We start from the raw sequence: 25052 nt of genomic DNA, 5'->3' as shown, positions 1-25052 counted from the left end.
GCTGCCATGCACCCAAAGCATGGGTGAGCGGTATGGTTAACCAATCGGCATGGCTGTCGCGGCCGCGGTCCCGGGGGCCGCTCGCCAATCCCCCAAGGCGGACTGCCAAAGGGTCAGCGCCGCCACCGCCGCCGTATCGGCGCGCAGAACGCGGGGGCCGAGGCTGATCCGGGTGATGTAGGGCAGCGCCGACAGCCGGTCCCGTTCTGCCATGGACCAGCCCCCCTCGGGCCCGATCAGCACGGCCCAGGGGCCCGGTGACAGCGCCGCCAGGGTCTGCGCGGGTCCGACCAGCGCCTCGTCCGCCCACAGGATCCGGCGGTCGCTGTTCCAGGTGTCCAGCAGCCGCGACAGCGGCCGCAGCTCGTCGACAGGGGGCACGAACGTGCCGCCGCATTGTTCCGCCGCCTCGACCGCATGGGCCTGCAGCCGGTCCTGGCGGATCCGTTCGGCATTGGTGTGATCGGTCTGCACCGGCAGGATCCGCGCCGCGCCGAGTTCGGCGGTCTTTTCCACGATGAAGTCGGTCCGCGCCTTCTTGATCGGCGCGAAGACCAGCCACAGGTCGGGCGGGTCCTGCTGCGGCGCCGACTGCTGCAGCGGCTCGACCTCGCCGCCGCGCTTGCCGGCCGTCACGATCCGCGCCCGCCATTCGCCGTCGCGGCCGTTAAAGACCGCGATCTCGTCCCCCGGCCCCTGGCGCATGACACCCGACAGGTAATGCCCCTGCCCCGCATCCAGTGGAACGGGTTGTCCTGCAGCCAGCGGGTGGGTAAGGAACAGCCTGATTTTTCCCATGCTGGCGGAAAGCTATGCAAGCGCCCGTCGAAAGGCCATCGGTTTCCGACGTCGCCGTTGCGGACGTCCCCGTCTCCGATGCCGCAGGCAACTGGGTCGATCGCCTGGCCCCCGCCGGCTGGCGGCCGTTCCTGCGGCTGAGCCGGGCGGACCGGCCTATCGGCACCTGGCTTCTGCTGTTGCCCTGCTGGTGGGGGATCGGGCTGGCGATGATCGCCGACCGGCCCCGCTGGATCGACCTGGGGATTGCGCTCGCCTGCGGCGTCGGCGCGGTCGCGATGCGCGGCGCCGGCTGCACCTGGAACGACATCACCGATCGCGAATTCGACGCCGAGGTGGCGCGGACCCGGTCGCGGCCGCTGCCGTCTGGTCAGGTGACGCTGGTCGGGGCGGTGCTGTGGCTGGTGGCGCAGAGCATGCTGGGACTGGCGATGCTGCTGACCATGAACTGGGCCGCGGTGCTGCTGGGCGTCGCCTCGCTCGGGCTGGTGGCGATCTATCCCTTTGCGAAGCGGTTCACCTGGTGGCCGCAGGTGTTCCTGGGGCTGGCCTTCAACTGGGGGGCGCTGCTGGCCTTTGCCGCACATGGCGGCCGGCTGCATCCGGCCGCGATCCTGGCCTATGTCGCCGGGATCTGCTGGACGCTGTTCTACGACACCATCTATGCCCACCAGGATACCGAGGACGACGCCCTGATCGGGGTCAAGTCGACGGCGCGCCTGTTCGGCGAGGACAGCCCGCGCTGGCTGGCGGGCTTTGCGGCCGCGTCGGTGATGCTGCTGGCGGCGGCGGTTGCGACAGCCAGGCCCGACGGTCTGCTGGCCCGGCTGGCGGTCACCGGGGCGGTGGCGGGGTTCGCCCTGCATCTGGCGTGGCAGCTGCGCCGGTTCGACCCGCAGGACACGGCCGGGCTGCTGCATCTGTTCCGCAGCAATCGCGACGCCGGCCTCATCGTTGCGCTGTTTCTTGCCATCGCCGGACTGCTGTAATTGCGCGTGGCCCGGCCGGGGCCTAGATAAGCCCGTCCTGCAACATCGGAACCGCCTGCCAGTGGCCGATCGCCTGTCGCCCTTACCACCTCTTCCGGCTGCCCCGCCGCGCCGCCGGCGCCGGCCCCTGCGCGCCGCGGTCCTGCGGCTGACCGTTCTCGGGCTGGCCGGCACCGGCGCATGGTTCGGTGCTGTCCACGCCGCGGACCTGATCGAGCGGATGTCGCATGATCAGGTCGCCCGGGCGCTGGACAGCGGCGGGTACGACTGGGCGACGGTCACCACCGACGGGCTGCAGGTGGCGCTGTCGGGCACCGCGCCTGACGAGGTGCAGCGGTTTCGCGCCATCACCCGGGCCGGCACCGTGGTCGACGCCCGCCGTGTGATCGACGCGATCGCGGTGGCCCCGCCCGAGCCGATCCAGCCGCCGGAGTTCAAGGTCGAGCTGCTGCGCAACGACGCGGGTGTGTCGATCATCGGCCTGGTTCCGGCGGTGACCGACCGGGACGGGATGACCGGCACGCTGAATGACGCGATCGGCGGTGGACGGGTGGCCGACCTGCTGGAAACGGCCGATCACGCCGCGCCAACCGGGTGGGACTCGGCCCTGCGCTTCGGGCTGACCGCGATTCAGGCGGCGGGGCGCGCCAAGGTGTCGGTCGCGCCGGGCCAGGTCTCGGTCACGGCGATCACCGATGGCCCCGCCGAAAAGGCGCGACTGGAATCCGCGTTGCGACGTGACAAGCCCGACGATGTCGGGCTGGTGCTGAACATCTCGGCACCCCGGCCGGTGATCTCGCCCTTTACCCTGCGGATGGTCAAGGATGGGGCCGGGCTGCGTTTCGACGCCTGTGCCGCCGATACGGACCGCGCGCGGACGCGCATCCTGGACGCGGCGCGCGCCGCCGGGGTGACCGGCGATCCGGATTGCACGCTGGGGCTGGGCGTGCCGACCCCGACCTGGGCCGATGCCGTCGTTCCCGGCATCGAAGCTCTCGCCGAAATGGATGCGGGAACCCTGACCTATTCGAACGCGGATGTGGCACTCGCCGCGCCGGCCAGCGTGCCGGCGGATCAGTTCGACCGCGCCGTCGGGGCGCTGGATGCCGCCCTGCCCCCGGTGTTCTCGCTGGTCGCCACCCGCGACGAGCAGCTGGCCGAGGACGGCGAGCCCGCCGAATTCACCGCCACCGTGACCGAGGACGGCGTCACCCTGCGCGGACGGATCACCGACGAACGGATGCGCGAGGCGGTGGAAAGCCTGGCCGCCACCCGCTTCGGCCAGGTCGACAGCAGCCTGCGGGTCGATCCCGATGCGCCCGGCGGCTGGACCGTGCGCGTCATCGCCGCGATCGAGGCCATGAGCGACCTGCGCAGCGGCACCGTCAGAGTGACCCCCGACCTGATCCGGCTGACCGGATCGTCCGGCGTCCGGACCGCCAGCGATGCCGCCGTCGCGCGGCTGTCGAACCGTCTTGGCGCCGGTGCCCGCTACGAGCTGGCGATCCGCTATGACGAGCGGCTGGACCCGCTGCTGGACCTGCCGACCGGACAGGAATGCGTGGACGCGCTGAACCGCATCATGGTCCAGTCCGAGATCGGGTTCGATCCCAACGGCGCGCAGATCGCGGGCGATCCCGACAGCACGCTGCAGCAACTGGCCGAGGCCGCGCAGGGCTGCGCGCCGTTCCGCATCGAGATTGGTGGCCATACGGACTCGCAGGGGTCGGAGAACTTCAACGCCGAACTGTCGCGGTCCCGCGCGCAGGCGGTGCTGTCCGCGATGACCGAGGCTGGCATCCCCACCGGCAACATGACGGTGCGCGGCTACGGGGAAAGCCGCCCCGTCGACAGCAACGAGACCGAGGCGGGCCGCGAGGCGAACCGCCGGATCGAGTTCACGCTGTTGTCCGATGCGGTGCTGCTGGACGAGCCCCCGCCGCCACCGGAAGTGGTGCAAGGCGTGACCGAGGCCGCGGTGGAGGAACCCGCCCCGGTGCAGGGCCCGATGCTCCCCGGCGACGGCTCGGATGGCACGCCGGACGGGGTCGCAGGCGCCGGAACGTCGGCTCCGGGTGCCGCCGAGAGCGGTCGGGATGCGGCCGAAGGCGGGCTTGCCGTGGAGGCGGTCCCGGATGCAGGTTCGGACCGGGAGGGACAGGAGAGCATTCCCGCCGATGGAGTGTCCGGCGAGCCTGAGCCGCCGCTGTCGGACGAGGACGCGCCAGCGGCGGACATGCCGGCGCCGGACCCGCCAAGCAACTGAGAACGGAAGGGCATGGATCGCAACCAGTTCATCATCGCCACGGCCGTGGCCCTGTTCACGGCCTTCATCCTGGGCTGGTTCGCAAGCTGGCTGATCCACAGGTTGAGCCGGGTCAGCCGGGCCGAGCTGGAGGAACTGGACCGGATGGCGCAGCAGCTGCACGACGCCGAACAGGCGCGGGATGCAGCCCTGACCAGGCTGGAACGGCGTGACGCAGAGATGGCGACCCGGTTGGCCGCTGCCGATGCCGAACGGCAGGTAGCGATCAATGACTTGCGGGAAGCCCATGTCGAGGTCGAGGAACTGCGCGACTACATCGAACGGCGCCTGAATCGCAGCTGAACCAACCCGCTGCCCGACGCCGCAACCGGTGGCCGCATCAGCGCATCGGCGCCGGTCAGGCCGCGCGCCTGACCACCAGCGTTGCCCATTCGCCGATGTCGTCGCGCCGTTCCAGCCCAATCCCCTGCGCCGCATAGGCGGCGATCACCTCGTCAGCCTGATCGGCCAGGATCCCCGACAGGATCGCCCGACCGCCCGGCGCCAGATGCCGCGCCATTTCCGGGACCAAATCGATCAGCGGTTGCTTGAGGATGTTGGCGAACACCAGATCATAGGGCGCCGCGTCGTCCAGCAGCGGGTGGCGGAAGCCCTCGGCCTGCACGCATTCGACCCGGCCGACCAGCCCGTTCGCGATGACGTTCGCCTGCGCCGTCTCGACCGCCACCGGGTCGATGTCGCTGGCCACCACGATCCCGCGCAGCGCCCGCGCCGCCGCCATGGCGAGAACCGCGGTGCCGCAGCCGATATCGGCCACCCGCCGCGGCCGTTCGCCGGCCTCCAGCAACCGCTCGAAGGCCAGCAGGCAGCCCTGCGTGGTGGCGTGGTGCCCGGTGCCGAACGCCATCGCGGCCTCGATGCACAGACCCTCGGCGCCCTCCGGCACCTTGTCTGCATCATGGCTGCCATGCACGAAGAACCGCCCCGCCGTGACCGGGGACAGCTCGCGCCGCACATGGGCGACCCAGTCGACCTCTGGCAGTTCGGACACGGCAAAGGGCTTGGCCCCGTGCGCCGCAGCCATCAGGTCCAGCGCGATCTCGTCCGGCGGATCGGTGAAATAGACGCCGACCTCCCAGCGGTCGGATCCGTCCTCGATCTCGAAGACGCCCGTGCCGACCGGCTCGGGCGTCAGTTCCTCACAGGCCTCGGCCAGCGTTTCCGCCGCCGCACGGCCGGCGCACTGGCTCAACGCCGTCCAGGTCGGCATCAGCGCAGCCTGGACGCGACCGCGGAGCCGGGGCCGGAGGACGGGGACGGCTCGGGGTTGCCGTCAAAGTCGGGATCGCGGGCATTCTCCATCGCCGACGGCATCGACGCCTGCACACCCGTGCCCTTCATCGCGCAATAGCCGTTCGGGACCTTGTGCAGGTACTGCTGGTGATCCAGTTCGGGCGCCGGCCAGAACTTGTCGAGCCGGGCGATTTCCGTGGTGATCTCGGGATAGCCCGCCACCGCAAGCCGGTTGTTGTAGTCGACGCGGCTGCGCTCGGCATCGATCAGCTGGCTTTCCGTGGCGGCATAGATCGCCGAGCGGTACTGGTCGCCCACGTCGTTGCCCTGGCGATCGCCCTGAGTCGGATCGTGGTTTTCCCAGAACAGTTTCAGGATATGGTCAAAGCTCAGGCGGGCGGGGTCGAAGACCACTCGCACCACCTCGGCATGACCGGTGCCGCCGGCGCAGACCTGCTTGTAGGTGGGTTCCGGCTGGGTCCCGCCGGCAAACCCCACTTCGGTCAGCCAGACGCCCTCCTGCTGCCAGAACAGCCGCTCGACCCCCCAGTAGCAGCCCATGCCCAGCACCACCTCCTCGTGGCCCTCGGGAACGGCGGCGCCAAGCGGGCGGTTGAAGATTGCATGCATCGGTGCGGTCATCGGGGTTCCTCGGCGGATAGGGTCAGGTCCAACGGCCCGCCCGAGATCATCTCGGACGGGCAGTCAGATTACCTATAACGCATTTCGGCGCGCAGGGTTTCGGCGGTCACCACGCCATGTTCCCGCGTTCTGCGCCGACCGCCCGCGGCTACTCCGATGCCGTTTTCGGCACCGGCTGCTTGGGCGTGCCGTAGAGGTTGGGGTCGACCGGACCCAGGGTGCCGACATCGTCCGACATGGGTTCGGGTTTGCCCAGGTACTCGAACTGCCCCTTGCCGTCCGGCGTGGGCCCTGCGGCCCAGCGGCCTTCGCCGCTTTCCGTCCCCTCCGAGCAGTTCCAGAACTGATAGCTGACCCGCTGATCCTCCAGCGTCTGCGGAAAGTTCGAGGGGGCCGGGGTTTCTTCCAGGCCGTCGGCCTGCAGCTCGTCGATCGCGGCGAGCCACTGGTTCTGGTGCATCGTGTCGCGGGCCAGCATGAAGGACAGCATCTTCTTCACGCCCGGATCGTCCGTCAGGTTGTAGAGCCGCGCGACCTGCAGGCGGCCCTGGCTTTCGGCCGTGACGTTGAAACGGAAGTCGGCGAGCAGGTTGCCGCTGGCGATGGTGTATTTCGCCACCCAGGGAAAACCGACGCTGTCGGCGGGCATCGCGCCCGACCCCGACACGATCGCGTGCTGCGGGTTCATCCCGGCCATGATCACGTCCTCGATCCGGGCCCCGCCCATCACCGCGCCCACCATGCTGTTCTTGGCGGCATCCTCCTGCGCCTCGACCGGCGAGGTTTCCAGCAGGCGCGCGATCATGGTGGCCAGCATCTCGACATGGGCGATTTCCTCGGTCCCGATGTCCATGATCATGTCCTTGTACTTGGCAGGACCGCGGCAGTTCCAGCCCTGGAACAGATAGGTCATCATCACGCTGATCTCGCCCCACTGGCCGCCCAGCGGCTCCTGCAGCATCTTGGCGAACAGCGGATCGGGACGCTCGGGCTTGGCGTCGATCTGAAGGTGCTTGGTTCGGAAGAACATGGCAGAACTCCTTTTCGTCTGATCCCGTGCAACCGCAGCCGTTGCGCTGCGGGCACAGGGGCAATCCCGGAAGCGGGCCCGGGTTCACGCGCTTGACATTGATTAACCGGTTCCTTCCGCTGCCAGGGACGCTGGCGCCGGGCGGTGCCAACGGGCGAACCGCACAGCCGGGCGGCGGATCATGGGAGGGCGCGATGCGGCCGGGGCCACTGAACCGGATCACCGACGTGCACGGCTTGCGAGTCGGCCACGCCAGTGATCCGGTGCTGAAATCGGGCGTCACGGTGTTGACCGGCGACGCGCCCTTCGCGGCCGGCGTGCACATCATGGGCGGCGCCCCGGGCACCCGCGAGACCGACCTGCTGGGTCCCGACAAGCTGGTGCAGGCGGTCGATGCGCTGGTCCTGTCCGGCGGATCGGCATTCGGCCTGGCGGCCTGTGACGGGGTCATGGCCGGGCTGCGCGCCGCCGGACGCGGCTTTGCGGTCGGACCGGCGCGGGTCCCGATCGTGCCGGGGGCAATCCTGTTCGACCTGCTGAATGGCGGGACCAAGGACTGGGACGACAATCCCTATCCGGCGCTGGGGCGGCAAGCGCTTGCCGCGGCAGCCGAGCGCTTCGCCCTGGGCAGCGTCGGCGCGGGAACCGGCGCGATGACCGCGCGCTGGAAAGGCGGCCTGGGCTCGGCCTCGGCGGTGCTGGACAGCGGTGCCGTGGTGGGGGCGCTGGTGGCTGTGAACGCGTTGGGATCCGTGACCGCGCCGTCCGGCCAGTTCTGGGCGGCGCCATGGGAACTGCAGGCCGAGTTCGGCGGCCTCGGCCTGAACGGTCCGTTTCACCCGGATCACGAACCGCGTCCGGAAAAACGGCAGGGCGAGGCCACGACGATCGCCATCATCGCCACCGACGCCGCGCTGGACAAGGCCGCGCTGACGCGGCTGGCCACCGCCGCGCATGACGGTCTGGCCCGCGCGATCGTGCCGTCCCACACGCCGTTCGACGGGGACCTGGTCTTTGCCGTTTCGACCGGCGCCGGGGCGCCGGCGGACGGCTTCCTTCTGGGCCACGCCGCCGCGTGCGTGCTGGCGCGTTCGGTTGCGCGCGCGGTGCACGCGGCCACGCCGGCAGCAGGCGATCTGCAGCCCTGCTGGGCCAACCCGCAGGGCCGCTGAGTCCCGGCCCGAAGCGCGGACGGGGCGTGACGCCAGCCGAACTTCCGCCCGGCCATACCGCGCGATATGCTGGGGCACGAGGATGGAGCATTCGCACCATGGCGACGTTCGTATTCGGGATGAACCTCTCGCTGGACGGCTATGTCGATCATGAAAGGTTCGCGCCGGATCCGGTGCTGTTCCGTCACTGGATCGAGCAGGTGCGCGGCCTGACCGGCAGCATCTACGGTCGCCGCATCTATGAGGTGATGCGCTACTGGGACGAGGATCATCCGGAGTGGACCGCAGAGGAGCGCGACTTCGCGACGGCGTGGCGGCGGCAGCCGAAATGGGTCGTATCCCGATCCCTGCGGTCGGTCGGCCCAAACGCCACGCTCGTCTCGGACGACATCGAGGCAGAGATTCGGGGCCTCAAGTCGTGCCTGGACGGCGAGATCGACGTGGCCGGACCAGCCTTGGCGGGCAGCCTGTCGGACCTCGGTCTGATCGACGTCTATCGGCTCTATTTCCACCCGGTCGTGCTGGGCCGCGGCAAGCCGTTCTTCGCGGGCCCCCGTCCGCCGCTGCGGCTTGTCGCCACCGACCGGATCGGCGACGCGGTGATCAGGCTGTCCTACGTTCCGGCCTCATAGTGCGGCCCCGGGGCGGGCGTTGCGACGCTGCTGCTGCAAGGTCGAGAACGCGAACGGGGCAGGACACTCCTGCCCCGCCCCTTCAGATCAACCGAGACTGGCTCAGCGGTAGATGTAGACGATCTTGCGATCGGCCGGGTTCACCAGAACCGGCTGGCCGTTGATCGTCACGTATTTGTAGTCGGGCTGATCCGGGATGTCGTAGAGCGTGACGGTGTCCGGGACGCCCGCGCCGATGACGACCTCGCCTTCCAGATAGACGGGATCCTGCGGGTTCTCGGTGATGTAGGTCTGCACCTCGGGGGCGGGCTCGGCCACCGAACCCGCGGCGCCGCCGATCGCGGCGCCCACCACGGCCCCGACCGGACCGCCGATCAGCGCGCCCATGGCGGCACCGGTGGCACCGCCCACGGCCGTGTCCGTGGCCTGCTTGACCTCGGATTCAGGCGGCGGCTCGATAACCGTTACGCCGATGGTCTGGCGGTTCGGGTACAGCGGCTGGATCTCGTCACCCACCTTGGTGGTCAGATAGTCGCCATAGGCCCAGCCGGCCTTGTCCCCATAGGTGATCTCGCACCAGTTGGCCGATTCGATGCAGCCGGTGACCGAAACCTCGTCGCCGCTGGTGATCACGCCGGTGACCTCGTGCATCGCACCCGGACCCGACCGGATGTTCAGGTCGGTCGCCGCGGTCGCCATCGTCTGGGCCGAGGCGGCGCCGGCGATGACGGTGGTTGCAAGAACAGTTGTCGCAAGCAGTTTGCGCATAGCTATCTTCCTCATGTCTGGCCGCTCGGCGGCTCTGCTGCAACAACCCGATTGCACGCGGGCGGTTCGGTCACAAATACGTACAAATGGAGTGAACGGCCGCAAACGGGACCGTGGGACCGATTGCTGGACAAGCCGCTTCGCTGGTGGTCAGCTTGGCCGATCCTGCAATCCGGAGAACAGCCATGACCGCCCATTCAACCGATCTGCAGACCCTCCTGCGCGATCCGTCCCTGCTGGAGACCCGTGCCTATGTCGCTGGCGAATGGATCGATGCCGATGACGGCGCGACGTTCGACGTCCGCAACCCTGCCCGCGGCGATGTCATCGCCAAGATCGCCGATCTGGGCCGGGCCGAGGTCGCCCGCGCGATCGATGCCGCGGCCGAGGCGATGAAGGACTGGGCCGCCCGCACCGCCAAGGACCGCGCCCAGATCCTGCGCAGGTGGTTCGACCTGATGATGGAGAACCAGGACGATCTGGCCCGCATCCTGACCGCGGAAATGGGCAAGCCCCTGCCCGAGGCCAAGGGCGAGATCGCCTATGGCGCCAGCTTCATCGAATGGTTCGGGGAAGAGGCCAAGCGCGTCTATGGCGAGACCATTCCCGGCCACCAGCCGGACAAGCGCCTGACCGTGCTGCGCCAGCCGATCGGGGTCTGCGCCTCGATCACGCCCTGGAACTTTCCCAACGCCATGATCGCCCGCAAGGTCGGACCGGCCCTCGCGGTGGGCTGCGGCATGGTCGCGCGCCCGGCGGCGGAAACGCCGCTGTCCGCCCTGGCGATGGCGGTGCTGGGCGAACGGGCCGGACTGCCCAGGGGCATCTTCAGCGTCGTCACATCCAGCCGGTCGTCCGACATCGGCAAGGAATTCTGCCAGAACCCCAAGGTCCGCAAGCTGACCTTCACCGGCTCGACCGAGGTCGGTCGCATCCTGCTGCGCCAGGCGGCGGACCAGGTGATGAAATGCTCGATGGAACTGGGCGGCAACGCGCCCTTCATCGTCTTCGACGATGCCGATCTGGATGCGGCGGTCGAGGGCGCGATGGCCAGCAAGTTCCGCAACAACGGCCAGACCTGCGTCTGCGCCAACCGGATCTATGTGCAGGCGGGCGTCTATGACGAGTTCGCGAAGCGGCTGGCGGCGGCGGTGGACAAGCTGCAGGTCGGCGACGGGTTGAACGAGGGGGTGACCACCGGTCCCCTGATCAACCAGGACGCGGTCGACAAGGTCGAGGAACATATCGCCGACGTGCTGCAGGGCGGCGGCTCTGTCGTCACGGGGGGCGAGCGGCTGGAGGGGCTGTTCTTCAAGCCGACCGTGGTGACCGGGGTGCGCGACGACATGAAGGTGGCGCGCGAGGAGACCTTTGGCCCGCTCGCCCCGCTGTTCCGGTTCGACAGTGAGGAAGAGGTGATCGAAAAGGCCAACGCCACGATCTTCGGCCTGGCGTCGTATTTCTATGCCCGCGACATCGGCCGCATCACCCGGGTGCAGGAGGCGCTGGAATACGGCATCGTGGGCGTGAACACCGGCATCATCTCGACCGAGGTGGCACCCTTCGGGGGCGTCAAGCAGTCCGGCCTGGGACGCGAAGGGTCGCGGCACGGGATCGACGACTACCTGGAACTGAAATACGTCTGCCTGTCGATCTGACCGGCACGGCTCCGGACGGACGGCCGGCACCCGCCGGCCATCCGATCCTCGCCTGACGACCGCTTACGCCAGGATCAGGTCGTCGTGCAGCGACGCGATGGTCGCGCCGGTGATCAGGATGACGGTGCTGCCAAAGCTGAACCGGGCGCCGCCGGCCGTGTTCTCGGCATCCGCCAGAACCGACGCGGCGGTCGCCGTCTCGTAGCCCGGTCCCCGGCGCAGCTCGACGCTGTCGACGTCGTCCTGGAAATCCAGGACACGGCCGCCTTCGTCGGTGCGAAACACGAACATGTCCGCGCCGGCGTCGCCGCGCATCACGTCGTAGCCCGGACCCCCGACAAGCTGGTCGTTGCCAGCCCCGCCCAACAACGTGTCGTTGCCGGTGCGGCGGGCTAGGCAGCGCCAGTGATTCGGGCGACGTAAGGATGCGTAGGTTCTTGCGACCTCAGTCCAGTCGCTCGACGGCGATGGCGGTTCCCTCGCCGCCGCCGATGCAGATCGCGGCCACGCCGCGGCGCAAGCCCCGTCTTTGCAGTGCGTTGAGCAGCGTGACGACGATCCGGGCGCCCGAGGCACCGATCGGATGTCCCAGGGCGCAGGCCCCGCCATGGATGTTCACGATGTCGGCAGAGAGGCCCATGCGCTGCATGAACGCCATCGGCACGACGGCAAACGCCTCGTTCACTTCCCACAGATCGACGTCGGACGCCTGCCAGCCGATCCGCGCCAGCAGCTTTTCGGCCGCAGGAACCGGGGCGGTCGGGAAATCGGCCGGAGCCTGGGCGTGGCCGGCATAGCCGACGATCCGCGCCAGCGCCCCGGCACCCCCCTCGGTGCCGACGACCAGCGCCGCGGCCCCGTCCGAGATCGATGAAGAATTGGCCGCCGTCACGGTGCCGTCGCGGCGGAACGCCGGTTTCAGCTGCGGTATCTTGTCGGGCCGCGCATTGCCCGGCTGCTCGTCCGTGTCGACCACGCTGCTGCCGCCGCGGCCCGGCACGGTGACGGGCACGATCTCGTCGGCGAACCATCCCTCGGCGATCGCCTGCTGCGCCCGGGCTAGCGAGCGCAGGGCATAGTCATCCTGTGCCGCGCGGGTGAACCCGAACGTGCCGGCGCAATCCTCGGCAAAGGTGCCCATCAGCCGCCCCTTGTCATAGGCGTCCTCCAGCCCGTCGAGGAACATGTGGTCAAGGACCTGCCCATGGCCCAGCCGCGCGCCGCTGCGCATCTTCGGCAGCAGGTACGGGGCGTTCGTCATGCTTTCCATCCCGCCCGCCACGATGATGTCGGCCGACCCCGCCCGGATCGCATCCGCCGCCATCATCAGCGCCTGCATCCCCGACCCGCACATCTTGTTCAGCGTCACGCAGGGCACCGTGTCCGGCAGACCAGCGCCCAGCGCCGCCTGTCGGGCGGGGGCCTGGCCCTGCCCTGCGGGCAGCACGCAGCCCATCAGCACCTGAGCCACGGTATCCCCGGCAATCCCCGCCTGCCCAACGGCGGCCGCGATCGCCGCGCTGCCCAGCTCTGCTGCGGTGCAGCCCGCCAGCGCGCCCTGCAGCCCGCCCATCGGGGTGCGAACGGCGGAACGGATGTAGACTTCGGTCATCGCGAGGCTCCTCTAGGGGTCGGCGGGTGTTCAGCCTATGGTAACGATTTTCGGCTAGGCCGGTGCAAGACCGGATCTGGCTGACGGGGACGCCGATGAACCTGACCATCGACTGGGGGACCGACTGCACCACGGTCCGGATCGAGGAACCGCGACTGGACGCCGCCATGGCGCTGCCGTTCAAGGATCGCATGCGCGAGGTTGCGGCCAAGGCAGCGCCGGTGATCCTGGTCGACATGACGCGGGTGGCGTTCATGGACAGCTCGGGCCTCGGCGCATTGATCGCGCTGCACAAGACCCTGCCGGACGGCCAGCAGATGCAGCTTTCAGGGCTGACACCCAACGTCCTGCGCGTATTTCGGCTGACCCGCATGGACAGCGTGTTCACCATCCGCGACGCCGCCGCGGACGACGCGACCGCCACATCCGCCCCGGCCCCTGTCGGCGGAAGATCGCGCCCGCAGGGATCGCAAGCCCCGGCGACAGGTGCGCGACCCACGGATGTGGCAGAGCCTGCCTCCCGTGCGGCCGGGGGCGGGGCGGGATGACCCAGCCGCCGCTCGTCTCGGGGCGGGTCAGGCAGCCCGATCCGGTGCTGCCGCTGTTCAACCGCATCCTTCCCGCCGAGCAGATGGCGGTGCGCGATACCCTGACCGACCTGAACGCCCGGCTGGCCCCGCATGTCCATCCCGACGTGCTGGGCCGGCTGGAACTGGTGCTGGCCGAGGTGATGAACAACATCGTCCTGCATGGCGGCCCGCCGACCGACCAGATGCCCGAGCCGCGACGCATCCACCTGTCCGCAGCCTGTCACCGCAACGGCGTGGCCTGCGCAATTACCGACGACGGGGTGCGGCTGCCGCCGCCCTTGCTGATCGGGAAAGCTCCGCCGGTCCGTGCCCCTGACCAGCCGCTGCCCGAAGGCGGGTTCGGGTGGCTGATCATCCACGGGCTGACCCAGTCGCTCGCCTATTTCCGCGAGGACCAGCGCAACCTGCTGGCCTTCAACATCCCCACGACCGAGCACGAGGCGTGAACCCGGCGGGCCGGAACATACCCGGCCCTTGCTGCCCCGCCACCCGGCTCCTAGGCTGACCATCCGCGCCGCCGGTCCGATCGGCTTGGGTGCCGCGGGTCGCAGCCACATGATCGGAACCAGGCAGATGTCCCCCATTCGACTCGCATCGATCACGCTGGACCGGCCGGTGATCCAGGCGCCTATGGCGGGTGTGTCCACGCCCGCTCTCGCCGCCGCGGTCAGCAACGCAGGCGGGCTCGGGTCGCTCGGCCTGGGCGCCATGAACGCGACAGAGGCCGCGGCAGCAATCGGGCAGACACGCGGGCTGACTGACAGGCCCTTTGGCGTGAACCTGTTCTGCCACGCGCCCGCCCACCGTGATCCGGGGGTTGAGGCATCCTGGCTGAACATGCTGGCGCCCCGCTTTGCCGCATACGGGGCATCGCCGCCGCCTCGCCTGACGGAGATCTATCCGAGCTTTCTGACCGACGATGCGATGCTGCGGGTGCTGTGCGCCGCCCGGCCCGCCCTCGTCAGCTTTCATTTCGGCCTTCCCGACGCGGCGCGGCTGCAGGCGTTGCGGGACGCCGGGGCGGTATTGGGTGCGACCGTAACGTCGGCGGCAGAGGCGCAAGCGATCGTGGCGGCCGGCCTCGACCTGGTGATCGCCCAGGGGTGGGAGGCGGGCGGCCATCGCGGCCTGTTCGACCCCGCTGGGGCCGACGCGCGGCTGGCGCTGCCGGACCTGTTGGCGTCGCTGCGCGGCCTGCCGATCCCGGTGGTCGCCGCGGGCGCGATCATGCGGGCCACTGACACACGGGACGCGCTGGCCGCGGGCGCCGTCGCCGTGCAGTGCGGCACGGCCTTCCTGCGGGCCCCCGAGGCGGCGACCACGGCCGCGCATCGCGCTGCCCTGTCGCGCGGCGAAACGACGATGACGCGGGCCATCTCGGGCCGGCCGGCACGCTCGATCTCGAACCTGCTCACCGCGATCGACGACGCGGCCGCACCCGACTATCCGGTGGCGTATGACGCGGCCAAGGCGCTGAACGCGGCGGCGCTGGCGGCCGGCGAGACGGGGTACGGCGCACAGTGGGCGGGGACCGGTGCCGCGCAGGCGGTGGCCAGGCCGGCGGCAGACACCGTCGCGGCCCTGACGCCCCGACCCCCGACGCGCTGACAGCGGGTCGTCGCGACAGGTCAGACCCGCACGAACTCGTCGTCGCCATAACCCTGCAGATAGAGAAGCGCGGTCAGGTCGCCGTGGTCGATCCGCACCGGTGCCTGTGCCGCGACGACGGGCTTGGCGTGCAGTGCCACCCCCAGCCCGGCACGATGCAGCATGCCCAGATCGTTCGCGCCGTCGCCCACCGCGATCACGTCCGCGGCGGTCAGGCCGCGGGCGGCCGTCACCTCGTCCAGCGCCTGCACCTTGGCCTCGCGGCCGAGGATCGGCAGACCGACCCGGCCCGTCAGCCGCCCGTCCTGGCCGATCAGCACATTTGCCCGCTGTTCGTCGAAGCCGATCCGCTGGGCGACGGGACCGGTGAAATCTGTGAATCCGCCGGACACCAGAACCGACCACGCCCCCTGCGCCCGCATCGTCGCGACGAGGGTGCGACCGCCGGGGGCCAGCGTGATCCGGCTGGTCAGCACGTCCCCGATGACCGTCTCGGGGAGGCCCTCGAGCAGGGCGACCCGCTCGACCAGCGACGTCTCGAAATCCAGTTCGCCGTTCATCGCGCGGGCAGTGATCGCCGCGACCCGGTCGCCGAACCCGGCCACCGCGGCCAGTTCGTCCAGGCATTCCTGTTCGATCATGGTCGAATCCATGTCCGCCAGCAGCAGCGCCTTGCGCCGGCCGGCTACGGGCACGATCGCCAGGTCACGCCCGGCGGCCCGCCAGTCGGCCGAGATCGCATCGAAATCGGACGGCATGTCGGCCACCGGAAACTCGGCCGCGACACCATAGGACAGCCACAGCGCGTGCCCGCCATCCCAGCGCGACTTGAGCGTGGTCACCGCCGCGTCGGTCAGGTCGGCCCGGTGGGGGGCGGCAAGCATGACGACCGTGTACATCCTGATCCTCCGTCTGACGGCACGGGACCCCGACTAGGCGGATTTCCCGCCTTGCGCCAGTCGCTCGCGGCGCGTATGTCCGGCAGCGGGACACCCCTCCCCAACGAGGGGCTTTTTAGCTGGAAGGCTAACCATGCTCGACACGACGACCCCGGCAACGCGGCCGGCCAATCCGCGTTTCTCGTCTGGCCCCTGTGCCAAGATTCCCGCCTTCTCGCTCGACATGCTCGCCGACGCCCCCTTGGGCCGGTCGCACCGCGCCGCCATCGGCAAGGCCAAGCTGGCGCAGGCGATCGACCTGACGCGCGAGGTGCTGGAGGTTCCGGCCGATTACCGCATCGGCATCGTGCCCGGGTCAGACACCGGCGCCGTCGAGATGGCGATGTGGACCATGCTCGGGGCGCGCCCGGTCGAGATGCTGGCGTGGGAATCGTTCGGCGAGGGCTGGGTCACCGACGCGGTCAAGCAGCTGAAGCTGGATGCGACGGTGCGCAAGGCCGATTACGGCCAGATCGTGGACTTCGCGCAGGTCGATTTCGACCGCGACGTCGTGTTCACCTGGAACGGCACCACCAGCGGCGTGCGGGTGCCGAACGGCGATGCGATCCCGGCCGACCGCGAGGGGCTGACCATCTGCGACGCCACCAGCGCGGCGTTCGCCATGGACCTCCCCTGGGACAAGCTGGATGTGGTGACCTTCAGCTGGCAGAAGGTTCTGGGTGGCGAGGGCGCGCACGGCGTGCTGATCCTGTCCCCGCGCGCGGTCGAACGGCTGGAAAGCTTCACCCCCGACCGTCCGCTGCCCAAGATCTTCCGCCTGACCAAGGGCGGCAAGCTGATCGAGGGCATCTTCAGGGGCGAGACGATCAACACCCCGTCGATGCTGTGCGTCGAGGACTACCTTGTCGCGCTGGACTGGGCGAAATCCGTGGGCGGGCTGCGCGGGCTGATCGCGCGTGCCGACGCGAACGCCCGGGTCGTGTGGGATTTCTGCGCCGACCGTCCGTGGATCGCGAACCTCGCGCAGGACCCCGCGACGGCGTCCACCACCTCGGTCTGCCTGCAGTTCACGGACGACCGGATCAGGGACGGCGCCGCCTTCGCCAAGGCGGTCGCCAAGCGGCTGGAAAAGGAAGGCGTGGGGCTGGATATCGGCGCCTATCGCGACGCGCCGCCCGGGCTGCGGATCTGGTGCGGATCGACGGTCGAGACGGCGGACGTCGCGGCGCTGATGCCGTGGATCGAATGGGCGTTCACCGCGGAACTCGCCGCGCAGGGGTGACGGGCCGCAACGGCCCGCCCCCGTTCCCCACGACACTTCCAAACAGACGACAAGGCAGGCGAGCGCCGGATGCGCCCTGCCGCAAGGAGCAAGCACATGGCACCCAAGGTTCTGGTTTCCGACGCGCTGAGCGAAACCGCCGTCCAGATCTTTCGCGATCGCGGCGTCGACGTCGACTACATGCCCGATCTGGGCAAGGACAAGGACAGGCTGGCCGAGATCATCGGCGACTATGACGGGCTGGCGATCCGGTCGGCCACCAAGGTCACCGACAAGCTGCTGGACAAGGCGACGCGGCTGAAGGTGATCGCCCGCGCCGGGATCGGGGTCGACAATGTCGACATCCCCGCGGCGTCTAAAAAGGGCGTGATCGTCATGAACACGCCGTTCGGCAACAGCGTGACCACCGCCGAGCACGCCATCGCCCTGATGTTTGCGGTGGCCCGGCAGCTGCCCGAGGCCAGCGCCTCGACCCATGCGGGCAAGTGGGAAAAGAACCGCTTCATGGGGACCGAGGTCTTCAACAAGACGCTGGGCCTGATCGGCGCCGGTAATATCGGCAGCATCGTGGCCGACCGGGCGCTGGGGCTGAAGATGAAGGTCCTGGCCTATGACCCGTTCCTGTCCGAGGACCGGGCCCGCGAGATGGGCGTGACTAAGGTCGAGATGGACGAGTTGCTGAAGCGCGCGGACTTCATCACCCTTCACGTGCCGCTGACCGACAAGACCCGCAACATCCTCTCGGCCGAGAACCTGGCCAAGACCAAGAAGGGCGTGCGCATCATCAACGCCGCCCGCGGCGGCCTGATCGATGAGGCCGCACTGGCCGACCTGCTGAAGTCGGGCCACGTCGCGGGTGCGGCGCTGGACGTGTTCGCCACCGAACCCGCGACCGAAAGCCCGCTGTTCAACCTGCCCAACGTTGTGGTGACGCCGCATCTCGGCGCGTCCACCGCCGAGGCGCAGGAGAACGTCGCCCTGCAGGTGGCCGAGCAGATGTCGGACTATCTGCTGACCGGGGCGGTGCAGAACGCGCTGAACATGCCCTCGGTCACCGCCGAGGAAGCGGCGCTCATGGGTCCGTGGATCAAGCTCGCGGGCCATCTCGGCAGCTTTGTCGGGCAGATGACCGACGAGCCGATCAAGGCGATCAACATCCTGTATGACGGCGTTGCCGCGGAAATGAACCTGAACGCCCTGAACGCGTCGGTGATCGCGGGGGTCATGAAGGTCGCCATTCCCGACGTGAACATGGTGTCGGCGCCGGTCGTCGCGAAGGACCGCGGCATCCAGATCGCCACGACCACCCAGGACAAGTCCGGCGTGTATGACGGCTACATCAAGGTGACGATGGTCTCCGGCAACCGCGAGCGCTCGATCGCGGGAACCGTGTTCAGCGACGGCAAGCCCCGCTTCATCCAGATCCGCGGCATCAACGTCGATGCCGAGATCGGCGAGCACATGATGTACACCCGCAACCGCGACGTGCCGGGGGTGATCGGCACGCTCGGTGCCACGCTGGGCGACATGGGCGTCAACATGGCGAACTTTACCCTGGGCCGCACCGCCGGGGGTGGCGACGCGATCGCCATCACCTACCTTGACGAGCCGCTGCGCAACGAGGTGCGCGAGGCGCTGCTGCAGACCGGCAAGTTCGAGCAGGTCCGGGCGCTGCATTTCGACGCGTGAGCGGCGACGCGACCCGATCAACCCTCACCCCGGCCCGATCACGGGCCGGGGTCCAGTCTTCAGGGCAGCTGCGATGCGCATCTACGCGATCGGCGACGTTCACGGGCATCTGGCGCTGTTGCGGACGGCACACGACCTTGTCGCTGCCGATGGCGGGGAGACATCTCCGGTGGTGCATGTCGGCGACCTGATCGATCGTGGTCCGGACAGCGCGGGGGTGATCGGGTTCCTGATGGACGGTCAGGCCGCCGGGCGTGACTGGCGGGTTATCAAGGGCAACCACGACCGGGCGCTGCCCAACTTTCTCCGCGATCCCGGCTGGATCGATCCACGGGCGTCCGACGCCGGCCCATGGCCCCGCCGCGACGCCGGGGCCGGCGCCACGCTGCTGTCCTATGGCATCGCGGAGGGAGAGAGTCGTCCCCTGGCCGAGGTCCATGCCGAGGCGCTGCAGAAGATCCCGGCCGACCACTCCCGCTGGCTGGACGGACTGCCCCCCTGGCACCTGACCCCGCTGGCGCTGTTCGTCCATGCGGGGATCCGGCCCGGTATCGACCTGGGCGCGCAGACCGAGGATGATCTGCTGTGGATGCGCAAGCCCTTCCTGGGCGACGCCCGCGATCATGGCGTGCTGGTCGTTCACGGCCATACCCCCGTCGACGCCCCGGAGCATCACGGCAACCGTCTGAACATTGACACGGGCGCAGCGCATGGCGGCCCGCTGAGCGTGGTTCGACTGGATTCGGATGGGGTCTGGCTGCTGACGGACTCGGGGCCCCGGCTGCTGCAGCCGGGACCGTGATCCGATCGGCGCCCGGACCCTTGTCCATGTCGCCCGCCCGGCGCGACAGATCCCCCTGTCCAGCGGAGAAAAGGAACCCGAAGATGACACGACTGATGGTCGCGCTGCTGGCGCTCTTCCCCGTCGCGGCGCAGGCCGAAGAGATCGGACGAATCGGGGTCGACTGGGTCGGCAACGACGTGGTGATCGAATCCATCGCCGATCCCGAGGTGCAGGGCGTTACCTGCCATGTCGCCTATTTCTCGCGCTCGATGCTCGACCGGCTCAGCCAGGGCAACTGGTTCGAGGATCCGTCGAACAGCGCCATCGAGTGCAGCCAGACCGGCCCGATCACCCTGGGGGATATCGACCGCGGCGCCGATGGCGAGGAGGTGTTTTCCGAAGGCCGGGCGCTGATCTTCAAGGCGCTGAAGGTCACGCGGATCCTGGACGCGGAAAACGCCGTCCTGATCTATCTCGTCCATTCCCGAGAGTTCACGCAGGGCTCTGCCAAGATGGCCATGTCGGCCGTCCCGATCGGTGCGGCAGCGCCGGCGGGCGGTCGCCCATGACGAACCGGTTTACCCTGTCTGCGGGCCGCGCTGGTGGACATCAAGGCCCGCGGATAGTAGGATCGCGGAATCCACGACATGACGGGGCCGGTACGATGAGAACGGCAAAATACAACATCGGACAGGTGGTTCGGCATCGCAAGCACCCCTTTCGGGGCGTGGTGTTCGACGTCGACCCGGAATTCGCCAACACCGAGGAATGGTACCAGTCCATTCCCGAAGATGTGCGTCCCTCGCGGGATCAGCCGTTCTACCATCTCTATGCCGAAACCGAGGCAACTTATTACGTCGCCTATGTCTCGGAGCAGAACCTGGTCCCCGACCCATCGGGCGAGCCCCTGGAACATCCCGAGTTGACCGAGCAGTTCGGCGATTTCGAGGATGGCCGCTATGCGCTGCACGGGCTGAACTGACCCGGCCTTTGATTCTGCCGACATGATCGCGCTGGCGCCCGATGTCGTGGCGATGCTTGCCGCCGCGGCCCTGGCTGCCGGATTCGTCGATTCCATCGCGGGCGGCGGCGGACTGATCACCGTGCCGGTGCTGATGCTGGCCGGGGCGACACCGGAACAGGCGCTTGCCACCAACAAGGTCCAGGCGAGTTTCGGCGCCGCCACGGCGGCCGCGAGCTATGCGCGCAGCGGACTGGTCGATCTGCGCCAGCAGGGGTGGCTGGCGCTGATCGCGTTCGGCGCCGGGGCTGCCGGAGCGGTGCTGGTCACCGCCCTGCCGACCGAGGCGCTGCGGATCGTGCTGCCGGTGATCCTGCTAGGCATCGCGGCGTTCTTTGCGCTGCGCCCCGGCCTCGACGACACCGATCGCGCCCGCCGGATGACCCCGGCCCTGTTCGCCCTGGCCGTCGTGCCGGCGATCGGCTTCTACGACGGGCTGATCGGTCCCGGCGCGGGCGCGTTCTACATGCTGTCCTTTGTGATGCTGGCCGGGTACGGCGTCCTGCGCGCCACGGCCCACACCAAGCTGGTGAATCTTGCATCCAACGTCGGCGGGTTGGCGGCCTTTGCGGTGACCGGGCAGCCGCTGTGGCTGCTGGGCCTGATCATGGGTCCCGCGCAGATGCTGGGTGCCGCGCTCGGCTCACGGATCGCGGTGCGGAAAGGCGCGCGGCTGATCAAGCCGCTGCTGGTGGTCACCTCGACCGCGCTGGCGTTGCGGCTGCTGTGGCAGATGGCATAGCGCCCGGCCCGCTGACGGTTTCGCGTTTCAGCACATGCGCGGGCCCGGAAACCCGTCAGCCGTGCGCAGCTGCGCCACCGCCATGCCGCGCCAGTTGCGCAGCGGTGCCGTAAGCAGTCGTCCGACCACCGGATGCGCCGCATCCAGCAGGCCCAGATGAACGAGCAACGCGGTGATCGCGGCCTCGGACGCGCGGGTGCTGCCATCGGCGATCTTCAGCGCGACGCCAAGCCCGCGGTCCGGCGCGATCGCGACGAACACCGCCTCGGCCCCGGTCTTGACGGCCACCCGGCCGCCCATGGCGCGCATCAGATCGGTGCAGGCCCGGGTCTCGCCCGCCACCAGCGCCGGATGCGCCGTCATCGCGGCCACCAGCCGTCGCATGGCCTCGCCGCGCACGCCCGGCCCCGGCGCGGCAAATTCCGCCATCGCCCGGGCCAGCCCGGCGACGGTGCAGGCAAAGTTCGGCGCCGAGCAGCCGTCGATGCCGTGACCTGCCGAGGTCTCGGCCGTCACCTCCTCGAAGGCGCGGCGCACGGCCTGCTGGACCGGATGATCGATCCGCACATACTCCGCGTCGCCGCCCAGGTGCCGGTTCAGGGTCAGGAACCCCGCGTGCTTTCCCGAACAGTTGTTGTGCGCCTGGCAGGGGGCGGTCTCCGAGCAGGTCAGCCGGCGATTTTCGGCCCGGTCCTGCGGCATGTGGGCACCACAGCGCAGGTCCGCGTCGGACAGGCCGATCCGGTCGAGCCACGCCGTCACCCGCCCGACATGCATGGCCCCGCCGCTGTGCGACGCGCAGGCGAGCGCCAGCTGTTCCGGCCCCAGCCCCGCCGCGTCCGCCGCCCCGCTTTCCAGCAGCGGCAGCGCCTGGATCATCTTGCACGACGATCGGGGAAAGATCACCGCGCCCGGAGCACCCCATGCGGCGACGAGGCCACCGCGGTCCCAGATGACGGCATGGCCGCGGTGCAGGCTTTCCAGCAGATCACCTCGCCACAACTCGATCAGGTCCTGGGCAGGCATCGAATTCTCCTTTGACAATCGCGCGATTGGCCGTGCACGGGGTTTTCGCGGGCGGGTATTCTCGCTAACTTCGCCCGCGAACCGTGTGGCCCACACGTCACGACCAGACAACCCCGAACGGGGACACGCAGGAGGCACGAGCATGACCAAACTTACGATCCGCAGTGCGGCGACGGCCGCCCTGCTGGCCTTGCTGGCGGCGCCGGCGATCGGGCAGGAATCCCGGCTGCTGGGCAGCGAGGGCGACTGGTCCGCATTCGCCGGGGACGATCCCAAGGAATGCTGGGCGGTGTCGCCGCCCAAGTCGACCCGCAACACCCAGGACGGCAAGGAAGTCGAGGTAAAGCGTGGCGACATCCGCCTGTATGTCGCCTATCGGCCGGGGCAGAACGGCGAAGTGTCGTTCCAGGGCGGCTATCCCTTCGCGCCCGACAGCACGGTCGACGTGGATGTGAGCGGCCAGACCTTCAAGCTGTTCACCGAGGGCGAGAACGCCTGGGCCGGATCGCCGGACGACGACACCAAGCTGATCGGCGCGCTGCGCGCAGGTTCGTCCGCCACGGTCGTGGGACGCTCTGCACGCGGCACCACGACGACGGACACATTCTCGCTCAGCGGCGTCACCGCCATGACCAACATGGCCAAGGCCAGCTGCCAGTAATCCGGCCGCCCGCCCTGTTGATCCCCGCAAGGCCGCCCCATATAAGGGCGGCTTTCGCCATTCATGCGGGCCGCCCCGGTCCGCCGATCCTTTCAGGCCTGTCTGGCTGCCGTTCCGGGACACCCACGCATGACCATGCCCGACGCCCTGCCCCTTTCGGACACCGCGCCCCTGTCGGCTGACAGCCGTCCGGCGCCTGCACCTGCCGCGCCTGTGGTTCAGGACCTGCACACGATTCCCCGTCGCCCCGTCCAGACCGGGCGCATCAACCTGGTGGGACTGACCCGGGACCAGCTGCGCGATGCGCTGATCGCGGCCGGGACCCCGGACCGTCAGGCCAGGATGCGGGTCGGGCAGATCTGGCAGTGGATCTATCACTGGGGGGTGCGTGATTTTGCCGGGATGACGAATCTCGGCAAGGACTACCGGGCGCTGCTGGCCGAGCGGTTCGAGATCGCGTTGCCCGAGGTGGTCACCCGCCAGATCAGCGATGACGGCACCCGCAAGTACCTGCTGCGCATCGCGGGCGGGCACGAGGTCGAGACCGTCTATATTCCCGAAGACAGCCGCGGCACGCTGTGCGTCAGTTCGCAGGTCGGCTGCACGCTGACCTGTTCGTTCTGCCACACCGGCACGCAGAAGCTCGTCCGCAACCTGACCGCCGGCGAGATCGTCGGCCAGCTCATGGTGGCCCGCGACGATCTGGGGGAATGGCCGCAGCCCGGCGCGCCGCGGGACGAGACGCGGCTGGTCAGCAACCTGGTGCTTATGGGCATGGGCGAGCCGCTCTACAATTTCGACAACGTCCGGGACGCGATGAAGGTCGTGATGGACGGCGAGGGGCTGAGCCTGTCGCGCCGCCGCATCACCCTGTCGACCAGCGGCGTCGTGCCCGAAATCGCCCGCACCGCGCAGGAAATCGGCTGCCTGCTGGCGGTGTCGTTCCACGCCACCACGGACGCGGTGCGCGACCGGCTGGTGCCGATCAACAAGCGCTGGAACATCGAGGAACTGCTGGCCAGCCTGCGCGAGTATCCCCGGCTGTCGAACAGCGAACGGATCACCTTCGAATACGTGATGCTGGACGGGGTGAACGACAGCGACGACGATGCGCGCCGTCTTGTCCGGCTGATCCAGGGCATTCCCGCCAAGATCAACCTGATCCCGTTCAACGAATGGCCGGGCGCGCCGTATCGGCGGTCGTCATGGGACCGGATCGAGCGGTTTGCCGACATCATCTACAAGGCCGGCTATGCCAGCCCCATCCGCACCCCGCGTGGCGAGGACATCATGGCCGCCTGCGGTCAGTTGAAATCGGCCACTGAACGGGGCCGCAAGACCCAGGCGCAGGTGGCCGCCGAAGCCGGGCTCTAGCCCGCCGCGGTCAGCGAGGCGATGCGCCGGAGCGCCAGCAGATACCCTTCGGTACCACAGCCGGCGATCACCGCGTCAGCCCGCCGGCTGACGTAGGATTTGTGCCGGAACGGCTCGCGCCGGTGGACATTCGAGATATGGACCTCGATCACCGGTCCGTCGAATGCGTTCAGCGCGTCCAGTATGGCGACAGAGGTATGCGTGTAAGCGGCGGGATTGATGACGATCCCTGCCGCTTCGAGACGAGCCTCGTGGATCCAGTCGACCAGCTGGCCCTCGTGATTGGACTGCAGGAACCGGGTTTCGACGCCAAGGTCACGGGCCAAGTCGGCGCAGGCCCGCTCCACGTCGGCCAGGGTCTCGTTGCCATAGACCTCCGGCTGGCGTTGTCCCAGCAGGTTCAGGTTGGGTCCGTTCAGCACGTGGATCAGGCGGGTCATGCGCGGCTCCGTTGTGTCGCGCCGCATCATGCCGTGTGCTCGCCGGCTTCACCACCCGCAGACTGACGGAAATCCG

Annotated in this window: 26 protein-coding genes and 1 pseudogene; 17 read left to right on the top strand and 10 right to left on the bottom strand. The window is 69.1% G+C overall.

Annotated features, from left to right (window positions below; all coding sequences use genetic code 11):
* Positions 1-36 precede the first annotated feature (36 nt).
* Positions 37-798 carry a 16S rRNA (uracil(1498)-N(3))-methyltransferase gene (locus Q0938_RS00485; RefSeq protein ID WP_299358015.1) on the bottom strand — a complete coding sequence of 254 codons (762 nt, stop codon included), beginning with the start codon at positions 796-798 and terminating at the stop codon, positions 37-39.
* Between the two features lie 14 nt (positions 799-812).
* Between Q0938_RS00485 and ubiA the strand changes: the two genes are divergently transcribed.
* From ubiA to Q0938_RS00470, 3 genes are all read left to right on the top strand, one after another.
* Positions 813-1787: a 4-hydroxybenzoate octaprenyltransferase gene (gene ubiA, locus Q0938_RS00480; RefSeq protein ID WP_299358012.1), complete on the top strand. Its 975-nt coding sequence runs from the start codon at positions 813-815 to the stop codon at positions 1785-1787.
* A 61-nt stretch (positions 1788-1848) separates the two neighbouring features.
* Positions 1849-4053 carry an OmpA family protein gene (locus Q0938_RS00475; RefSeq protein ID WP_299358010.1) on the top strand — a complete coding sequence of 735 codons (2205 nt, stop codon included), beginning with the start codon at positions 1849-1851 and terminating at the stop codon, positions 4051-4053.
* Between the two features lie 12 nt (positions 4054-4065).
* Positions 4066-4395 (top strand): hypothetical protein, encoded by a 330-nt coding sequence (locus Q0938_RS00470; RefSeq protein ID WP_299358008.1) that lies wholly within the window; start codon positions 4066-4068, stop codon positions 4393-4395.
* A 55-nt stretch (positions 4396-4450) separates the two neighbouring features.
* On the opposite strand, the gene Q0938_RS00465 is transcribed toward Q0938_RS00470, so the two are convergent.
* The 3 genes from Q0938_RS00465 to Q0938_RS00455 all read right to left on the bottom strand — a co-directional run bounded on the left by Q0938_RS00465 (position 4451) and on the right by Q0938_RS00455 (position 7018).
* A complete protein-coding gene (locus Q0938_RS00465; RefSeq protein ID WP_299358006.1) occupies positions 4451-5323 on the bottom strand; it encodes a 50S ribosomal protein L11 methyltransferase in 873 nt (290 codons plus the stop codon).
* Positions 5323-5988: a peptide-methionine (S)-S-oxide reductase MsrA gene (msrA, locus tag Q0938_RS00460; RefSeq protein WP_299358004.1), complete on the bottom strand. Its 666-nt coding sequence runs from the start codon at positions 5986-5988 to the stop codon at positions 5323-5325. Before msrA ends, Q0938_RS00465 begins: the two co-directional genes overlap by 1 nt.
* A 148-nt stretch (positions 5989-6136) precedes the next feature.
* Positions 6137-7018, bottom strand: a complete 882-nt coding sequence (locus Q0938_RS00455; RefSeq protein WP_299358002.1) for a manganese catalase family protein — start codon at positions 7016-7018, stop codon at positions 6137-6139.
* Positions 7019-7212: 194 nt separating this feature from the next.
* On the opposite strand from Q0938_RS00455, the gene Q0938_RS00450 reads away from it, so the two are divergent.
* Positions 7213-8190, top strand: a complete 978-nt coding sequence (locus tag Q0938_RS00450; RefSeq protein ID WP_299358000.1) for a P1 family peptidase — start codon at positions 7213-7215, stop codon at positions 8188-8190.
* Positions 8191-8288: 98 nt separating this feature from the next.
* Positions 8289-8822 carry a dihydrofolate reductase family protein gene (locus Q0938_RS00445; RefSeq protein WP_299357998.1) on the top strand — a complete coding sequence of 178 codons (534 nt, stop codon included), beginning with the start codon at positions 8289-8291 and terminating at the stop codon, positions 8820-8822.
* 102 nt (positions 8823-8924) lie between these two features.
* On the opposite strand, the gene Q0938_RS00440 is transcribed toward Q0938_RS00445, so the two are convergent.
* Positions 8925-9590 (bottom strand): DUF1236 domain-containing protein, encoded by a 666-nt coding sequence (locus Q0938_RS00440; protein ID WP_299357996.1) that lies wholly within the window; start codon positions 9588-9590, stop codon positions 8925-8927.
* Positions 9591-9775: 185 nt separating this feature from the next.
* On the opposite strand from Q0938_RS00440, the gene Q0938_RS00435 reads away from it, so the two are divergent.
* Positions 9776-11248 carry an NAD-dependent succinate-semialdehyde dehydrogenase gene (locus Q0938_RS00435; protein WP_299357994.1) on the top strand — a complete coding sequence of 491 codons (1473 nt, stop codon included), beginning with the start codon at positions 9776-9778 and terminating at the stop codon, positions 11246-11248.
* 63 nt (positions 11249-11311) lie between these two features.
* On the opposite strand, the pseudogene Q0938_RS00430 reads toward Q0938_RS00435, so the two are convergent.
* Both Q0938_RS00430 and Q0938_RS00425 read right to left on the bottom strand, forming a co-directional pair.
* Positions 11312-11620 (bottom strand): annotated as a pseudogene (locus tag Q0938_RS00430) (peptidase); the annotation flags it as partial.
* 73 nt (positions 11621-11693) lie between these two features.
* Complete coding sequence (locus Q0938_RS00425; RefSeq protein ID WP_299357992.1) at positions 11694-12860, bottom strand: acetyl-CoA C-acyltransferase; 1167 nt, start codon at positions 12858-12860, stop codon at positions 11694-11696.
* 95 nt (positions 12861-12955) lie between these two features.
* On the opposite strand from Q0938_RS00425, the gene Q0938_RS00420 reads away from it, so the two are divergent.
* From Q0938_RS00420 to Q0938_RS00410, 3 genes are all read left to right on the top strand, one after another.
* Positions 12956-13408, top strand: a complete 453-nt coding sequence (locus tag Q0938_RS00420; RefSeq protein WP_366942716.1) for an STAS domain-containing protein — start codon at positions 12956-12958, stop codon at positions 13406-13408.
* On the top strand, positions 13405-13896 hold the full coding sequence (locus Q0938_RS00415; protein WP_299357989.1) for an ATP-binding protein: 492 nt from the start codon (positions 13405-13407) through the stop codon (positions 13894-13896). Before Q0938_RS00420 ends, Q0938_RS00415 begins: the two co-directional genes overlap by 4 nt.
* Positions 13897-14023: 127 nt before the next feature.
* Positions 14024-15058, top strand: a complete 1035-nt coding sequence (locus Q0938_RS00410) for a nitronate monooxygenase (protein ID WP_299357987.1) — start codon at positions 14024-14026, stop codon at positions 15056-15058.
* A 20-nt stretch (positions 15059-15078) separates the two neighbouring features.
* Here the strand turns inward: Q0938_RS00410 and serB are convergent, their stop codons facing one another.
* Positions 15079-15957 carry a phosphoserine phosphatase SerB gene (gene serB, locus Q0938_RS00405; RefSeq protein WP_299357985.1) on the bottom strand — a complete coding sequence of 293 codons (879 nt, stop codon included), beginning with the start codon at positions 15955-15957 and terminating at the stop codon, positions 15079-15081.
* A gap of 133 nt (positions 15958-16090) precedes the next feature.
* Between serB and Q0938_RS00400 the strand changes: the two genes are divergently transcribed.
* The 6 genes from Q0938_RS00400 to Q0938_RS00375 all read left to right on the top strand — a co-directional run bounded on the left by Q0938_RS00400 (position 16091) and on the right by Q0938_RS00375 (position 21475).
* A complete protein-coding gene (locus tag Q0938_RS00400) occupies positions 16091-17239 on the top strand; it encodes a phosphoserine transaminase (RefSeq protein ID WP_299357983.1) in 1149 nt (382 codons plus the stop codon).
* A 96-nt stretch (positions 17240-17335) separates the two neighbouring features.
* Complete coding sequence (gene serA / locus Q0938_RS00395) at positions 17336-18928, top strand: phosphoglycerate dehydrogenase (protein ID WP_299357980.1); 1593 nt, start codon at positions 17336-17338, stop codon at positions 18926-18928.
* Positions 18929-19001: 73 nt separating this feature from the next.
* Complete coding sequence (locus Q0938_RS00390; RefSeq protein WP_299357978.1) at positions 19002-19730, top strand: metallophosphoesterase; 729 nt, start codon at positions 19002-19004, stop codon at positions 19728-19730.
* A gap of 83 nt (positions 19731-19813) precedes the next feature.
* Positions 19814-20281 carry a CreA family protein gene (locus Q0938_RS00385; RefSeq protein ID WP_299357976.1) on the top strand — a complete coding sequence of 156 codons (468 nt, stop codon included), beginning with the start codon at positions 19814-19816 and terminating at the stop codon, positions 20279-20281.
* Positions 20282-20376: 95 nt separating this feature from the next.
* The gene (gene hspQ / locus Q0938_RS00380) at positions 20377-20694 is read left to right on the top strand and encodes a heat shock protein HspQ (protein WP_299357974.1); all 318 of its coding nucleotides are present in this window, start codon (positions 20377-20379) and stop codon (positions 20692-20694) included.
* Between the two features lie 22 nt (positions 20695-20716).
* Entirely contained in the window at positions 20717-21475 is a 759-nt protein-coding gene (locus tag Q0938_RS00375; protein ID WP_299357973.1) for a TSUP family transporter, read from the top strand.
* A gap of 27 nt (positions 21476-21502) precedes the next feature.
* On the opposite strand, the gene Q0938_RS00370 is transcribed toward Q0938_RS00375, so the two are convergent.
* Positions 21503-22501: an asparaginase gene (locus tag Q0938_RS00370; protein ID WP_299357971.1), complete on the bottom strand. Its 999-nt coding sequence runs from the start codon at positions 22499-22501 to the stop codon at positions 21503-21505.
* Between the two features lie 142 nt (positions 22502-22643).
* Here Q0938_RS00370 and Q0938_RS00365 point away from each other — a divergent pair, with 142 nt between their 5' ends.
* The gene (locus tag Q0938_RS00365; RefSeq protein ID WP_299357969.1) at positions 22644-23162 is read left to right on the top strand and encodes an invasion associated locus B family protein; all 519 of its coding nucleotides are present in this window, start codon (positions 22644-22646) and stop codon (positions 23160-23162) included.
* A gap of 135 nt (positions 23163-23297) precedes the next feature.
* The gene (rlmN, locus tag Q0938_RS00360) at positions 23298-24536 is read left to right on the top strand and encodes a 23S rRNA (adenine(2503)-C(2))-methyltransferase RlmN (protein ID WP_299358679.1); all 1239 of its coding nucleotides are present in this window, start codon (positions 23298-23300) and stop codon (positions 24534-24536) included.
* On the opposite strand, the gene aroQ is transcribed toward rlmN, so the two are convergent.
* A complete protein-coding gene (aroQ, locus tag Q0938_RS00355) occupies positions 24533-24976 on the bottom strand; it encodes a type II 3-dehydroquinate dehydratase (RefSeq protein WP_299357967.1) in 444 nt (147 codons plus the stop codon). The genes rlmN and aroQ overlap by 4 nt on opposite strands.
* Positions 24977-25052: the final 76 nt, after the last annotated feature.

The sequence above is a fragment of the uncultured Paracoccus sp. genome, from assembly GCF_947496875.1.
Taxonomy (GTDB): Bacteria; Pseudomonadota; Alphaproteobacteria; order Rhodobacterales; family Rhodobacteraceae; genus Paracoccus.
This window is presented reverse-complemented; position numbering and strand designations above follow the sequence as displayed.